Source organism: Stomatobaculum sp. (genome assembly GCF_057248925.1).
Window position 1 is genome coordinate 1 of record NZ_DBHIHF010000002.1, and the last position, 15,941, is coordinate 15,941.

Genomic DNA, 15,941 nt, shown 5'->3' on the forward strand with positions numbered 1-15,941 from the left:
TTGCCGGGCTCGTCGGCTTGTCATTCATCACATAGGTGATCGGATAGACAATCGCCGGGCTCCACTTCATGTGGAAGTTCTTGTCCTCGAGATCCTGGACGTGAAGGCCGGTCACCGGAGTCGTGTACGCCGCATCCGCGTACCAGCCCTCGAAGGTATAACCGGTTCTCGTCGCCGGAGCGAGCGTAAAGTCGGAACTAAGGACATTGTAGCTTGTCACCGTGTTCGGGTTCGTCGCCGGGTGTGCCGCCGTGTCATGCGCGTGATAGTAAATCTGATAGTCGTTCGGGTTACTCCAGCGCGCGTAGTAGTGCTTGTCGGTAGCATCCATCGTGTGGAGGTTCGTGACCGGGCTTCCCATGAAGGTCGGGTTATCAAACCAGCCCTGGAAGGTGTAACCGGATCTGACAGGCGCTGCGATTGCGATGTCCGGATCCTCGACCGTGTAGCTCGTCACGGTGTTCGGGTTCGTGCCGCTTGTGCCTGCCGGGACGCTGTCATTCATGTCCCACTGCACCGTATAGCTCTTTGCCGCACTCCACTTCGCGTAGTAGTGCTTGTTCTCGGCATCCATCGTGTGGAGGTTCGTGACCGGTGCACCGGTGAAACCGGGGTTATCGTACCAGCCGAGGAAGTCATAGCCGGTTCTGGTCGCCGGGGCAATCGCTGTGTCCGGATCCAGAACCGTGTAGCTCGAAACGGTATTCGGGTTCGAAGCCGCATGGCCTGCCGGTGTTCCGTCATTCAGATCCCACTGCACGGTATAGGTCTTCGGCGCGCTCCACTTTGCGTAATAATCCTTCGCTGCAGCATCCGCCGTGTGAAGGGTCGTGACCGGCGTGCCGGTTAACCCAGCGTTATCGTACCAGCCCTCAAAGTCGTAGCCGGTTCTGGTTGCCGGGGCAATCGCGATATCGGAATCCAGAACCGTGTAGCTCGTAACCGTATTCGGGTTCGCAGCCGGGTGACCTGCCGGTGCCGCATCGTTCAGGTGGAAGTTCACCGGATAACTGTTTGCATTGCTCCACTTCGCGTAGAAGGTCTTCGGCGCCGCATCCATCGCAGAGAACTGCGTGACCGGCGTACCGGTGAACGCTGCGTTATCGTACCAACCGAGGAAGGTGTAGCCGTTCCGGAGCGGCTGCGCAACCGTAATCGGCGACGGCAGGGTCTCAACCGTATAGGAAGTGAGGTTCACCGCGGGATTGGTCGCCGGGGTTGTCGGCGTATCGTTCAGCACGTAGTTAACCGGGTAGCTAATCGGCGTGCTGTCCCACTTTGCGTAGTAGTGCTTATTCTCGGCGTCCATCGTGTGGAGAGTAGCCGGTGCCGGGGTTGTGAGCGCGGCATCCGTAAACCAGCCGAGGAAGTTGTAACCGGTGCGGGTTGCGGGCGCGATTGCGACATCCGCGTCCTCGACCGTGTAGCTCGAAATCGTATTCGGGTTCGCAGCGGGGTGACCTGCCGGTGTGCCGTCATTCAGCGTCCACTGCACGGTATAGGTCTTTGCGGCGCTCCACTTTGCGTAAACGGTATGGTTCGTCGCGCTCGCCGGGTTAATCGTCGTAACCGGCGTCGTGAGGCCCGCATCCGCATACCAGCCCTGGAAGTCATAGCCCGGGCGGGTCGGCTGCTGCAGCGTGATGACCGGATCCGTGACCTGGAAGCCGCCCGGATTTGCCGCGGCATTGGTCGCAGGGTGACCTGCCGGAGCTGCGTCATTCATCACATAGGTAATCGTGTACGGCAGCGGCGCACTCCACTTTGCGTGCAGCTGCGTCGGGTTCGTATCGCCCTGCGTCGTGTCGAGGGTCGCCGGAGCCGGGGTCGTATAGCCTGCATCCGTATACCAGCCGAGGAAGGTGTAGCCCGGGCGGGTCGGGGTCCCGAAGGTGTGATTCGGTGTCTCCACGGTATAGGTCGTGAAGCCGGAATCCGGGTTCGAAGCCGGGTGACCTGCCGGAGTTCCGTCGTGCAGATCATAGCTAAGCGTATAGTTCTTCCGCGTCCACTTTGCATAGTAGTCGCGGTTTCCTGCCGGTGCCGCACCGGTGACCAGCTGGCTCACAGGGCTGCCGCTTAAGCTGCTGTTGTCATACCAGCCGTCAAAGGTGTAACCGGTCATGGTCATCGGCGCCAGCGTGACATTCGGGTCCGTGACCTTGTAGTGCGCGATCGTGTTCGGGTTCACTGCCGTGGCTGCCGTGCGGGAGCCCGCCGGAATGTTCTCATGGTAGTGAATGTCATACTGGTTTTCCGTCCAGTTTGCGGTCATCGTAATCACGCCGTTATTCGTGGTCACGAGGTTTGCCGGGGTCGCACCGTCCGCATACGTTTGGCCGTTCGAACCGGTCCAGCCGTTAAAGGTATAGCCGTTCACGGCAAAGTGGTTCGTGAGGTTTGCGGTTCCCGTGCTGCCGGTAATCGTCTGATCCGGCATGGTGCCCGTCGCGGTCTGGCCTGCCGGTGCGTTCGCGACAAACTTGACCGTATAGTGGTGCGGGTTTCTTGTCACCAGGCCCGGGACATAGGTAATCGTATAGGTACCGATTGCCGTGCTGCCCGCCGTGCCGTTATCAAGGGTGGTCGGCGCAAGCGGCGTCGCATTGTCCGTCGTCGTGGTCGCGACCGGCTGGCTGTTGTCAAAGTTCACGGTGACGCCCGTCACGCGGTCGTTGCCAATGAGACCCGTCACCGTCACATCGGACGGACTCCAGGTGAGGGGCTCGGTCGCCGTCACGATGCGCTGATTCACGGTAATCGTGAGCGGCACATTGACCGCACCGCTGCCCGCGTTGGTGAAGCCGCCGTTTGTCCCCTGTGCCACAAACGAGCCGCCTGTGCCCACATTGATTGTGCCGTTGTTTGTGACATTGCTGCCAGCCGGAACGCCGAGCGTGTGCGCGCCCGTGTTGATCACAACGCCAGCCGGAATATTGGTGGTCACTGTCGTATTGTTGGTCAGCGTAATCGGCGGATTGCCGTTCTGGTTCGACCAGGCAATCGCATCGTCGAGGTTGCTGAAGTAATGACGCTGACCGCCCACTTCCACATAGGCGACATCGCTTGTGACCAGCGGAATCGACTGGTCGGTCGTCGTCGCATTCTGATTATAGGAGCTGAACTCAACAAAGAAACCAAAGACATAGATAGCCGGGTGCCAGTTATTCAGGTTCGGCAAATCGTTCCAGGTGCCGGTGCCATGGTGAACCTGCATAAAGCCCTCTCGATAGTTTGTGCCTCCCATCATCGCAGAGTCCGGCTGTCCGGGGCCCCAGTTCGTATAGGCACCGTTAATAGCACCGCGTCCGTTGGCTTCATAATACTCTGTGTTTGTCTCCGGACCGTCCTGCCATCTCCACTGATGCCAGCTTCCGCCCGCTGTGTTTCCGTGTTGCAGCAGGTTGGAGAAAATACCTGTGACGCCCGCTGTACTGTTGTCGTACCAGTGCGGTACACTCGACGCATCATTGACACCTTCGATACGCGCACCGCCGGACCAAGCGCCTTTCATTGTAATATTGTCAAGGGTCCGATCTTCCGCCTGCGATGTGATGGTAGCAAGATAACCCTGCATACCGTTCAGCTTATAGGACTTCGCGAGGTTATAGCTCTCTGCCCAGCTGATTTCCGTGTTTGCCACAGGCTCCACATACATATAATAGTGCTCTGCGCCATCGCCCGCGACCGGATTCGGAATGATTGCCTTGGTGATGGTCGCACCGCTCGGCAGGTTATTTGCGCCGTTTCCGAGCGTAATCTTGACCTGCTGCGTAGCCCCTGCGCTCGGCAGATGGAACTTGATATTGTTCTCGATAAAGGTCTGCGCGTCCGCCGCGGACAGAGCCGTCGGGAAAATAATCTGATAGAACTTGTGCGCGCTCAGAATGTCCGTAAAGGTCTGGACACCGGTCGGTGTGCTGAGAAGCTCAATGCTGCCCACATCGACCTGGAAGTTCATCGAGGTAATGCCGTTTCCGGGCGTGTCGGTGACCGTCACGTCCTTTAACTTGTAGGCCAGACGATTGTCGTCGTCGTAGTCGAGACGCTTAAATGCGACCGAGAGCGGCAGCGGTGTCGCGGAGGTCGGCGTATAGTTCACGACCGCGAACGGCGAGAAGTGCTCTGCCGCGGCCTGTAAGACCGGCAGGTTCTCATTGAGACCCTCGCGGAGCGTGTCGACCTTCTCGTTGGTCTCGTCGATATGGAGGACGGAGACCGCGTTCTTCTCGATTTCCGCCGCGTCGGTACCTGTCTCTGCGCTCGCCGCCGAGACTATCGCAATGTTCCGGAACGAAACCGCGAGGGTACCCTTCGCATTGTCCGGCTGAATCGGCTCACCTGCCGCATTCAGCACCGTGAGGTCGCAGAGGAACTGGGTCGTCGCGGACTTGCCCGCCGCTTCGGCGTGCTCGTTGATCTTTTCGAGCACTTCCTTCTCTTCCTCTTCGGTCAGTTTCCGCGCTTTCAGTGTTGCGCCCTCCGGGAGCACACCGGCCGGGGCGCTGACTTCAATCTCAACGCCGTCCAGCTGCGTGTGCAGCACTTTCACCGCATTGGAAGGTGTGCCCCAGCGCGCGGAACCGGCAGTCAGATCCTCTGCCTTCTTTTCCTTCGCCGCCGCATCAGAGGGGCTTGCGCTGCCCTTCAGCGAGAGCTGCCGCTGTACGTCCTTCGGAAGCGCGAGGTCGTTGATGAGCTCGGCATCCTCCCGGTACTCCTCGGCAGACGGGGCTGCGAAAGCGGGCGTCGCCGTCGAAATGTTCAGGGCGACCATTGCCGCACTGAGCACTCCGGCCAGCAGACGCTTTGACCAGTTCCTTCGTTTTCTCATATGCTATCCTCCTTGTTACACTAACCTGCTATAAGCTTTTCTTAATATTTTAGACGGGTTTGTAATGATTTTCAATATTATATGAAGAAATTTTTAAGCTTATTGTCAATCACTTAAGATATAAAGTGGGCTTTAATGAACAAAAACTTATAATAGTGATGAATAACAGGAGTGCAAGACAGCGCCCGCACCATCCTTTCGGTTGGTGCGGGCGCTGTCTCTATTCGAACTGTAAGGCAAATCACACTTGCCGGTACGGAGGCCTGCCTGAAACAATTACCTGTTCTTTCGCTGCTCCAGATAATCGTTCAGCTCGGCATTGACAATATCCGTGATGAACATGTGACCGGGGACATGGGTGATGACAATCGGCGGCTTTGCATGCTCCACCGCCGCCTGGGGCGTCACACCGCAGGGCCAGAACACGGGAATCTCACCCTCGCGAATCTCCACCGCGTCGCCGTAATCCGGCTTCATCACATCTCGAACGCCGATTTTCTCCGGCTCACCGATCTGCACCGGCGCGCCGTGGACATTCGGCATCTTCACCGTGATGTCATAGGCCTTCTTCGCCTGCTCCGGTGTCATCGGGCGCATCGAGCAGACCATGGGACCCGCAAAGGGGCCAACCGGCTCGGTCTGAATATTGGTCTTAAACATGGGGACATTCCGCTTCATCTCAATGTGGCGAACCGGAACCCCCGCTGTCATCAGCGCTTCCTCGAACGAGAACGAGCAACCAATCAGGAAGCCCACATAGCCCTCTTTCCAGTAGGCAGAGACATCGGTGAGCTCCTTGGTCACGACACCGTTCTCATAGACCCAGTAGCGTGGCACATCGCTGCAGATGTTTCCGTCCTCGCCCATCGCATGGGTCTCGGGGCTTCCCTTGACGATTTCCAGCACAGGGCAGGCAAACGGATTCTTCTCGGCGTAGCGCTCAAAATCGGCCGCGTACTCTCCGGGCAGAATGACCAGGTTTGCCTGGGCGTAGCCCCGGCACATCCCGGCGGTCGGGAAGTCAATCTTCCCCTCCCGAATCAGCCGCCGGACCTCAGAGGGTTTCCTGTCGATATAAGGGGTGATGTCAAAAGCCATAGGTTTGCTCCTTTCTTAAATCAACGCGCACTGCCTGTCTCTGTTACCTTCCGTCGCTTACCTGCATCGCAACCACAGTTCCGCTGCGCCGCAAATGCCGCGTCTTATGCGCGCACCGCCGTGACGCCGATCTCCACCTTTGCATTCTTCGGGAGCGCCGCGACCTGGAATGCCGCGCGCGCCGGATACGGCGCCGCAAAGAACTCCGCATAAACCTCATTCATCGCCGCAAAATCCGCGATGTCCGCGAGATAAACCGTCGCCTGCACGACATGCTCAAAGCCGAGACCCGCCTCTTTCAGAATCGCACCGATATTCCGGAACACCTGTCTGGTCTGTCCCTTGATATCATCCGCCGAGAACTCGCCGGTCGCCGGGTCCAGCGGAATCTGTCCCGAAATAAACAGGGTGCCGTTTGCCTCAATCGCCTGCGAGTAGGGGCCGATGGCCGCCGGTGCTGCCTGGGTTGCAATTGCTTTCTTCATACCAGATATCTCCTCTCTGCATCAATCAACTGTTTTTTCAGTATACTACTTCGACTGTGCCGCCGGTGCGAAAATTTTCTCTGCCTCCAGCGCCTCCGCAATCTGCTGCCGGATGTGTTCGGAGAGCGCGGCCTGCGTGCGGTTTGTTTTGCCGGGGCGCAGCGCAAAGGTTTCAAGCGGGAAACTGTCCGAAGTGAGCGGCAAAGTGACCGTATCGGGTGTCAGAGCCATCACGCGGCGCACCGGATGGGTTCTCAGCACCTTTCCTCTGCCGCCGTAAATCTCATCGCTGCACGCATTTTTATAGTAGGTCTCCAGCTGACCGAGACTCGAGCGCTTTCCGCTCCAAATCTGCGAAATCTTCCGGTACTTGCACTCGAGGATGATGCTGCCGACATACCAGCCCGTCCGCTTGCTGAAAATGTGCAACAGCAAATCCGGGTGGTTGTGGCTGCTGCCGTTGTGATCCGCCGCAAAGTAGAGCGGATCCCGCCCGGTGTCCCGGTTCCGCTGCTCCAGCGTCTGGTTATAGACCAGCGTGAAGCGCGCCGTGTCGTTTTCAAAGCCGACCCGGCTGCCGTCCCGCAGGGAAAGCCCGCCGCCCTCACCGACCGCGTAACTCTCCTCACGGATGGTCTCGGTCGCGAATTCCTCCAACACATGCTGAAGTTTAAAGTAGCACCAGAGCTCATAGAGAAGGCTGCTCTTTTGATAACTCAGGCGGTACAGCTCCTGCATGGTCACGCCGAGATGATCCCGTTTCAGCGCGAGATGCAACCGGTAAACCATGTAGTAGCGGCTGTCCGCCAAAATCCCCTGCGGCACGGTATACAGCTCAGTCATAGATACCGTCTGATACCAATGGCTGCTTCGAAGCTCTTCCAGCATGTGCCGGTAGCGCCGCACGGTTTTCGTGAACGCATACATGCGACCGCCACTGAGCTGCGGGTCCTCGGTATACCGCGAAAATTCCGTCAGCTTCGCGGCAAAGGCATCCGCCATAATGCGGAGCATCCGATTCTCGGGAATGTCATAGTCGAGGCGCTTTTTCGGAATCAGCTGCACATGCGACACGCCGCCGCGCGCCAGATCGGCGCGCAAACTCTTCTCATCCAAGCGACCTCCCGCTTCTATGGGCTCCTTCTCGTAGACAGTCTTAATCTCGTAGCGCGGTTGCTCTCTGATTTCAAGAAGTGCGGCAAAGAGCTGGCTCTCTTCGGTCTCGAGGCGCTCGAGATCCCGGAATGCGCGAAGCGGGAGCGCCTGCTCACCGCCGATACCGCGCCCCGCCTGTCCCTTTTTCCAGCTTCTGCTGAGCCCCTCGAACTCTGCCTCGAGCTCCTGCTGCATAATCTTCCACTCGCTGTGATCGAGTTGCCGCGGTGCCACCTCAAAACTGCCGTAGTAGCGCGTGCCCTCCGCGAGGACAAAAAATGCCATGCGCTCCACCAGCAGTCCCTCTTTGCCGGCGCCGCAGAGCCGGAACCGCTCTGCCGAAGGCGCGATATAGTCGCCCGCATCGTCATGCAACACACGGCCCGCATCTTCCGCGACGTCCAGACAGGGGAGATAGAGCCTTGCCCCCGCATCCGCCGACTCGAATAAGAGCTCCACGCCCTCGTTCTCCCGGATAAAGACCGTCGCAGCGCCTGTCAGGCTGTTTGCCCCAGGCAGGAGGACAAATTTCGTGGCCTCTTTCTCTGCTGTCACAGCCTGTCCGCCCGGCTCGTACGCGAACGTGCGGATCACCGACAGCGAAAAGGGAAGTTTAGTTGCAGTAACCATAGCTCTCGACTTCCTTCTTCTTCTGCGCGAGCAGTGCCCGACTCTTCGCAAACTGCGAGAGTGTCTCATACTTGTCCAGTACCGCAATAAGACTGCTCTCGCCGGTCTCCTGCAGCGCCGGTCCCACCACACTCTCCACACCGCGGAGTTTGGTCAGCACACGCTGTACCAGCTGCAGATCGAGCGCGCGGTCAAAATCCAGCGCCTCTTCCTTCGGCAGGTTACTCAGGTACTTTAAGACATTCTTTACGACACGCGGCCCCGCGCCGTACTTCGGGCTCAGGCTCTGCAGTGCGCAGTGTACCTCCCAGAGCAGGCTTCGCACCTCCCGTGCATCCGGAATCTGCTCCTTCACAATCAGCTTCTCATAGTCCTGGGTGCTCCAGATCTGTGTCTTACCGACCGCCGCAAAGGTCTTATCCTGCCACTCGGTCGCATAATTCAGGACCTCGAGCTCAATCACATTCGCGCGGTCCAGCACCTTGTCCGAGAAGTGATGCGTCGTCTCGTCGATATTGACGGTACCGATGAATTTCACATTGTTGCCGATTTCAATCTGGAACGGATAGTCTGCCGCGTTATAGAGCTTGCCCATGTACTGCTTGTCATAGAGCTGTAACTCCCGCTGCCCCGCCGGGCGCTCCAGAATCGAGAGGAACTGGCTAAAGTAGTGCTCGACCCGCGCGAGATTCATCTCCTCGAAGCAGACCAGGAAGAGCTTATTCTTATTCTCCTCCCGCTGCGCGCGCACCAGAAAGTCCACAAAGCCCGAATCCGCCGCGTGGTAAACCATATGCGCGAGATCCACATAGCCGAGAAGATCCGCGTCATCGCTCCAGGACGGACGCACCGGCACCATGAGCATCTGGCTGTCCTCGAGGTCTGCGCTCGCATTGAGGCCGAGCGCCTTTGCGTAGACATTGACGAGAGAGGACTTTCCGGTGCCGCTGAGACCCGAGAGAATCACGAGATCGCTGCACTTCACCGCCGTGTGGAAGTTCACAAAGTCGCTCCGCTTATAGTAGCAGCGGCTCTTCTGCGCGTAGTACTCCATCATGTCAAAAATCAGCGCCTCGTTCTTTTCCGTCGTCGCGATCTTCTCGAGCTCCGTTTCGTCGAGCTGTTCCTTCAGCTCCTGCCCCGCTGCGGACTGACCAGCCGTATCCTCTGTCTCCTCCGCCGCGCTCTCTTCTCTCCTGCCCGCGGCTTCCGCTGCCCGCAGCGCCGCCTCCGCCGCCGCGCGCTCCGCGGCAGCCTTCTGCCGCGCCTCTTCCTCGTCCTTCTCGGCCTGCAGCACGGCGCTCTTTAACTGGTTGTCAATCTTGCGGTAGATGTCGGCCGGCACATAGCTCACGCAGGGATTATAGCTGTCATCGTAGACAAAGTTCTCGATGTACTCGCTCATATCAATCGTGAACAGATGCTTTCCCTGCAGCACGCAGGCGCCGACCGGATCCGTCTCCGCGCTCTCGATGCTACCGGCGGCAAAGAGCTTTCCGTCCGCATCCCGCCAGAGCACAAACGCGGGCGCCGAGCTCTCAATGTCATAGCCGTAGAGACTGCCGAGCTGCTCGCCGACCTTGATATCCGCGAGAAACTCCGCGCGGGTATCGTAATTCCGGTACAGGTTCCAGCTCTTGTTGTACTCCCAGTCGCGCACCTCTTCATCGTTCTTGCTGCAGAAAACCGGCACCGCATAGAATTCCGTACTCTGGTCGAAAGACTTCGGCACCGGCACCAGATGCACATCCGTCATGCTGCGCACTTCCATGCCGTTGACATTTTTGGTCTGAACCTTAAAGATAAAGAGCTGATTCTCCATGAACGCCTCGAAATTGTCGATGCGCGCATCATCTCCCGCGTAGATGTCATCCGAAAAATCCGGCAGCAGATTTCCGAAACCCGTGACAAACGAAGTCGCGGCATCCGGCAGGAGCAATGTCTTTACATTATACTGAATGATATTCATGCGGTTAATGAAGATAGAGCTGCGCCCCGACTGATCATACCGCGCCAGACGTCCGATGTATTCCCGATAATTCTTGTTCATTTCCGTTTCATCTCCTCGATTGCATTTTTCAAGTTACCGATGCTAAGTACCTTAAGGCTTGTGTAGGGTTTGAGTTTCAGCTTGTCCGCGTAGCTCATGGTTCCGCTTACATTCCAGATTTCTTCGTATTCTTTCCAGGGCAGTTTCTCTAACCCCGTCAGATCCGAGCGAAGATCACAGTTTAAATCCTCTGCCTCCTCGCTGATATCCACGCGTGAGAAGATTAAAATTTTCGGGAGCTTGCTCTTTTCCCGGAGCTGCTTTTCCTCGTACTTTTTCAGTAATTCCAGTCGCTTTTGCAGCTCCTGTTTCTCATCTTCCGCAGCCTTTACTTTGTCCATCGCCTCGCGGACCTTTTCTTCCCGCACTGCGAGCTCCTTTTCGAAGTCGGACCTAAGCTCCTCTTTTTCTGCCTCAAGGCGCCGTACCTGCTTTTCGAGATTTCGCTTTTCTCCCTGCTCATTGTCGAGCTGTATGCGAAACTCCTGCTTGGCCTCTTTGCTCTGCTTCTTATAAGCCTGGAACTCCTGCTGTAACGCTGCCAGTTGCTGTTGGAGCACCTCTATCTTTCCCTGTAAAGTCGTTTCGTCCACGTCTTCCTCCTGCTTTCTTGTTTCCGTTTCTGTTGTCTGTCCTGTGCTGTCTGTTTCCTTTGGATCCGTCAATATCGCACCGGAGACATCCGCCTTCACCTCCTTGTAATACAGCTCCTGTAACGCAGCCTCAAACTCGGGCGATCGGTCTATCTGCTGATAGATAATCGGCAGCGGCATCAAATGCGCCCGTTTCAACGAGTAGCCCGGCAGCGTACAGCCCGCGCTCTCAAAGAATTGCTTCAGAATACGCTGCCGCTCCGCAACCGGCGTCTGTTTCAGCTGGTCTTTGAAGACCTGCCGATTCACAAGCGCTGGTTTCGATGGCTTCTTTTTACTCAACCTGTTGTACCTCCTTCTCTTCGGTATACATCCATTCTGCTTCAATTTTCCACAGAATGCAATTCCCACATTTGTCAAATTTTACATATCTTTTTTGGTCTAATCTCCCATTTTCGATATGTATCAGGTATGCTTCCACAAATTTTCACCGTAAAACCAGACAATTCTTACATGTATCAGAAAAATAAACTTATTTTTGATTGACATCACTTCATAATTTCTGTATAGTACGGTAGTTCGTTTTTGAGAGGACAGAGAAAGAGGGTAGCGACAGAAGTGTCGCCGCCCTCTTTTTTTGTAGCAATCAACCGAACTCTCACGGCGATATCAGAAAATAGCTCGCCAGTACCTGAGATGTACCTGTAGTGGTACAGTGAATTTGTAACACCTCTGCCTGATAGATTATAATGTCAGCAGAGGTGAAAAGCACATGACCCGAATATCAGACAAAACCAGACGAAAAGTTGTTCGTGCGCACATCCAGGACGGACGCTCGATTGCCAGCCTTGTGGCTGAGCACGGCATATCCAGAGCCGCCGTTTCCAACTGGGTACGCTCATATCGCGAAGAATGCCAAAACAATGATGAGGAGAAGTCTCAGTTGGAGATGATGGAAGAACTTCGTCGTCTCCGGCGTGAAAAAGCCGAATTAGAAAAGGGGAACAGCAGGAGTTCGGATTGAGATGGATCTCATTGTTGTCAAAGGATTCGAGCACTATATCATGATTCCCATGGGATCATGGGGCGCCGTAAGATGAGGGTGTTTCTGCAAAGAGAAGGACTCTCATTGAGTAAAACAACAGTCCACAAGTACATGAATCGTGGACTACAACTACACTTGATTTGTCGCCGAAAGAGACCTGCGTACCATCGGGGATTAGCTCATAAAATTTTCCCGAATCTATTAAAGCGGAATTTTTCTCCTGAGCAGCCGAATCGTGTGTGGTTACCGACTTCACATATATGACACTGATAAATGGAACCATGCGCTATAATTGTTCCATGATTGATTTATACGACAGAAGTGTTGTTTCCAGTGAAAACGGCTCTTTTATCACGAGTTCCCTAGCCGTGCGTACGCTTGAAAAAGCGTTGTCGAGTGCAAAGGCGATCCCACAAAACCTGATTTTGCACGCGGATCAAGGAAGTCAGTTTACTTCCACAGAGTTTGTACAACATTGCCGGAAGCTCGGGATTTCTCAAAGCATGAGCCGTGCGGGCTGTCCGTATGACAATGCGCCGATGGAGCGCTATTACAATACCTTAAAGACCGAGCTGATCTATCAGTATCGTTTTGAAACTGCCGCAGAACTGGATTATGCCGTTTCAGAGTTCGCTTACGATTGGTACAATCAGGTACGCCCACACACGTATAACGGATATCTGACTCCGTTTGAAAAGAGAGCGGAGTGTAACATTAAGCAGTGGTGTTACAAAAAGGGTTGACCACTACAATGACCTTCAAGCGATTCTGTCCTTTTATACCATATTCCTTATACCTTACAAAACATAACTCTTGATTTCTCACTACAAGGGCATATCTTCACAAGATATACCCTTGTTTCGACTGATAATCAATCAGTCATCTTCAGGTGAGTCTCAGTTCTTGCTTATTCGGCTCGCGCAAATTGCAATTATCTTCCGGTATGCGTCTGCAGGTCTGTGGTGTCCGCAATGATGGCAATACTCATATTCCATGAAATTCGGCCATCCGCAGTATTTGCAAGTCCATGTCATAGCTTTTCATCTCCTTTCTGTAAGTCTATATTAATCACCTTAAGCAGAGCCAAGCATTGGTTATGGAACGCATGTAAACTCACCTTCGTATGCAAACCACAAAGCAACCTAATCCTTATTTAGCTCTGCTATAAAGCAGCAAAATAAGTCATTATTTTTCTAGTTCAAATGAATGTATATAAGAATCACAAAATTCTCCTACTCTTCAATACTTAAAGCACTTCTTCCACCGAATATGCTCCGGCAATGATAAAATCTGCCAACGCTGGAACTACAAGTAAGAAACGAAGTTGTGTATCTATCGCCTCCAATCCATGTTTCCATATTCTTAGATCAACATATGTCCCCAGAACAAATGCAGCAATCAGAATAAATGTCTGAAGCACATTAATCTCCCAGTTGACTATACGATAAGTATAAATATTAATATAGTACCCCTCCGTTTGGTCAACAATCAATGCAGTCCCCAACAAGGCTGCACATATTAATACCAGCCAAAGAATAATTGCCACCGGTCCCTCGATAACCCCAAGAATCAAAAGTATAATTTCTATTGAAATAGCCAGCTCTGTCATAAGCCATGTTCCAACCAACCGATGGAATGACCCTGTTAGAAATTGAATCATCAACCACGCCAAAAAGACTAGTACAATGGGTATGATTGTTATTGCTTTGACTAGAGTTTCATTTGCCTGACCAGTTTTATAGAAATTTTCTAGATTTAGTAGAAAGAGAATCCCTCCTCCTGCTCCTAAAACTGAAATAATTATACAAATAACCTCAAATACTCCAGCTTTTCTGTTTGAACGCTTTTTTCTAATCTCCATATTCAACACAGGAGTAGCCAATCTTAAATAGCCTCCTGCCTCCTCAATGTGCTTATGTGTTTCTAAAACTATGCTGTCAAATCTCATGTTAACCTTGCTTTTGCAATGCAAGCAGATGCATAAGAAACAAGCCAAGTTTTATTTTTTGATTGAGTGCGGATCACAGGTAGAGGTATTTCCCGCTTCGTCCGTGTAAATTACATTACCGATAATCTTCCCATCCTTATAAACTCCTGTATAATGAGAGCCGTCCGGAAATGTTGTTGTGAATGCCCCATTCCACTTCCCGTTTTCCCAGGTACCAACTGTAATTTTACCATCTTCAAATCTATATGTTGATTCTCCAATGATATTGCCTTCCTTGTAGTTGTTTTCCCAATATTCTCCGTTGTCAAAAGTAGTTCTTACCAAACCTTCCAACTTCCCATTGACCATCGTTCCTCCCTCTTTTACATAATGATGATTATTATCGTTCACTCCCTCTTCTTTAAACTCACCAGTCCAAGTACCATTTTCTCGAGTACCTGTGAAAATCACACCATCGCTGTCTACATAAGTCGCAGCTCCGCTTTCTATCCCATTTTTATAAACTCTCTGAAAATAGCCGCCTTCTTCATAAACAGTTGTACATATTCCTTCCCATTTTCCATTTACTTTTTGCCCGAGTATTACATATTTCTTCTTGTCTTTATTCGTTCCTTCTTCTTTGCACCGCCCATTCCAGTTTTCATCTTTCCAATAACCAGTTGTTATTGTTCCATCAGTATCCACATAACGAACTTGTCCATCCACCTCTCCTTTTATGTATGTTCCTTCAAAGTAACTTCCATCTGGAAAGCTTTTTTTAAACTGCCCTTCCCACTCTCCATTTACCCTTGTTCCCTCTGTTACATTCCCATTCTCATTGCGATAAACACAATGTCCGTTTTCTTTTAATTCATTCGTTACCGATGTTGTACTATCTGTACTCTGCACCGACTTGTCAGAGTTTTCCGCAACTTTTACTTGTGCTGCCGTTGTCCCTTGACTGGATGACCCGGCTTTTCCCTTGGCTGGAGAGCATGCCACCAGAGAGCTGGCTATAACACTGAGCATAAAGGCAATCGCGATACTTCTTGATGTTTTTTTCATATTCTCCTCCTTACTCCAGTTGTAAAAAAGAGCTGTCATCTCATCATAAGGAATCGACAACAACTCTTTTTTCAAGGTTCTATTTCCCACTACTACAATTGTTAATATGTCTTATAAATTTTCTCTGCCACATGATCCTTGGATATCTGCTCATCGGAAATCAGAAAATAAGTATATCGCAACACGTCTTTCCCATCACTTCTGACGGGATCATCCCAAGTGCAGTCCACATAGTACCACCGGTTATCGAGCAGCACCCGGTTCCAACTATGATTTCCTGTCCTGCCGGATGAATCTGTCGTTTTTCCGCTGATGTGCTCATGTTCGATTCCAAGAACATACATAAAATAATCAAATGTCACTGCATATCCGGAACAAACAGCCTTACCGTTCAGCATGACGCCCGCAATGCTATACGAGTCTTCCGGTATCGTGTCGTTGTCAAAATTCTCTTTGTCATATCTGGTGTGATTCACAATCCAGTCGTGTACCGCTTTAATCTTATCCCGGTCACTCATCCTGTCATTCGTAATGCTTGCTGCCGTATCAAACACCTTAAGCTTTGCGTCCACATTATAGGAGGTCCCATAGGCAGTGCGTCCTTCCTGAAGGCCACGCGTCTTATAGTGATTCCAAAGTGCTGCCTTGTTATATCCAAAGGCTGCCTTTAAGTCCGGATTGTCATCCGCATAGCGCTTCGCATCAAAATAATAGGACTCATCTCCCTGATAATCGAAGACTACAATTCGCTCCGGCTTATCGGGCAATGTGTGGGCCAATCTTCCCTCTGCCTTTCCGGCGTTCTGATAATGCTGGTAGAGCTTGCCCTTGTCATAGCCATATGCTGCCAGAAGATCCGGGTTGTCATTGGCATAGCGCTCATAGTCAAAGGTCTCCGGTGTAATCCGCTCATACATGTAATACACTTCTGCATGCGCATCGGTCGTCGCCATAGCGAATAAGCTGCAAGCCGTCAGAATCACTGACAGAATACGCACTAGTTTTCTCATTGTGATGCCTCTCCCCCAAAAAAAGCAGCACAAAACTGTAAATATATTG

Annotated in this window: 9 protein-coding genes and 1 pseudogene; 1 reads left to right on the forward strand and 9 read right to left on the reverse strand. The window is 52.9% G+C overall.

The window, feature by feature from the left end; genetic code table 11:
• The 6 genes from ACO4XG_RS00575 to ACO4XG_RS00600 form a co-directional block, all read right to left on the reverse strand.
• Nucleotides 1–4,834: InlB B-repeat-containing protein (locus tag ACO4XG_RS00575; RefSeq protein WP_485129626.1), on the reverse strand; the 4,834-nt coding region annotated here is incomplete at its 3' end.
• Between the two features lie 276 nt (nt 4,835–5,110).
• Complete coding sequence (locus ACO4XG_RS00580; protein ID WP_308508659.1) at nt 5,111–5,932, reverse strand: putative hydro-lyase; 822 nt, start codon at nt 5,930–5,932, stop codon at nt 5,111–5,113.
• 104 nt (nt 5,933–6,036) lie between these two features.
• The gene (locus ACO4XG_RS00585) at nt 6,037–6,417 is read right to left on the reverse strand and encodes a RidA family protein (protein ID WP_009533434.1); all 381 of its coding nucleotides are present in this window, start codon (nt 6,415–6,417) and stop codon (nt 6,037–6,039) included.
• Between the two features lie 45 nt (nt 6,418–6,462).
• Entirely contained in the window at nt 6,463–8,202 is a 1,740-nt protein-coding gene (locus tag ACO4XG_RS00590; protein WP_308508660.1) for a DUF2357 domain-containing protein, read from the reverse strand.
• Nucleotides 8,186–10,252 carry an McrB family protein gene (locus tag ACO4XG_RS00595; RefSeq protein ID WP_308508661.1) on the reverse strand — a complete coding sequence of 689 codons (2,067 nt, stop codon included), beginning with the start codon at nt 10,250–10,252 and terminating at the stop codon, nt 8,186–8,188. The genes ACO4XG_RS00590 and ACO4XG_RS00595 overlap by 17 nt, the downstream gene beginning before the upstream one ends.
• Nucleotides 10,249–11,187 carry a hypothetical protein gene (locus ACO4XG_RS00600; protein ID WP_308508662.1) on the reverse strand — a complete coding sequence of 313 codons (939 nt, stop codon included), beginning with the start codon at nt 11,185–11,187 and terminating at the stop codon, nt 10,249–10,251. The genes ACO4XG_RS00595 and ACO4XG_RS00600 overlap by 4 nt, the downstream gene beginning before the upstream one ends.
• A 430-nt stretch (nt 11,188–11,617) precedes the next feature.
• Here ACO4XG_RS00600 and ACO4XG_RS00605 point away from each other — a divergent pair.
• A pseudogene (locus ACO4XG_RS00605) lies at nt 11,618–12,633 on the forward strand (IS3 family transposase).
• A 503-nt stretch (nt 12,634–13,136) separates the two neighbouring features.
• Here ACO4XG_RS00605 and ACO4XG_RS00610 read toward each other — a convergent pair.
• Genes ACO4XG_RS00610 through ACO4XG_RS00620 form a run of 3 tightly spaced genes read right to left on the reverse strand, consistent with a single transcriptional unit; the run spans nt 13,137 to nt 15,892 of the window.
• The gene (locus ACO4XG_RS00610) at nt 13,137–13,838 is read right to left on the reverse strand and encodes a hypothetical protein (RefSeq protein ID WP_308508903.1); all 702 of its coding nucleotides are present in this window, start codon (nt 13,836–13,838) and stop codon (nt 13,137–13,139) included.
• 51 nt (nt 13,839–13,889) lie between these two features.
• The gene (locus tag ACO4XG_RS00615) at nt 13,890–14,957 is read right to left on the reverse strand and encodes an MORN repeat-containing protein (RefSeq protein ID WP_308508902.1); all 1,068 of its coding nucleotides are present in this window, start codon (nt 14,955–14,957) and stop codon (nt 13,890–13,892) included.
• 26 nt (nt 14,958–14,983) lie between these two features.
• Nucleotides 14,984–15,892 (reverse strand): transglutaminase domain-containing protein, encoded by a 909-nt coding sequence (locus ACO4XG_RS00620; protein ID WP_308508901.1) that lies wholly within the window; start codon nt 15,890–15,892, stop codon nt 14,984–14,986.
• Nucleotides 15,893–15,941: the final 49 nt, after the last annotated feature.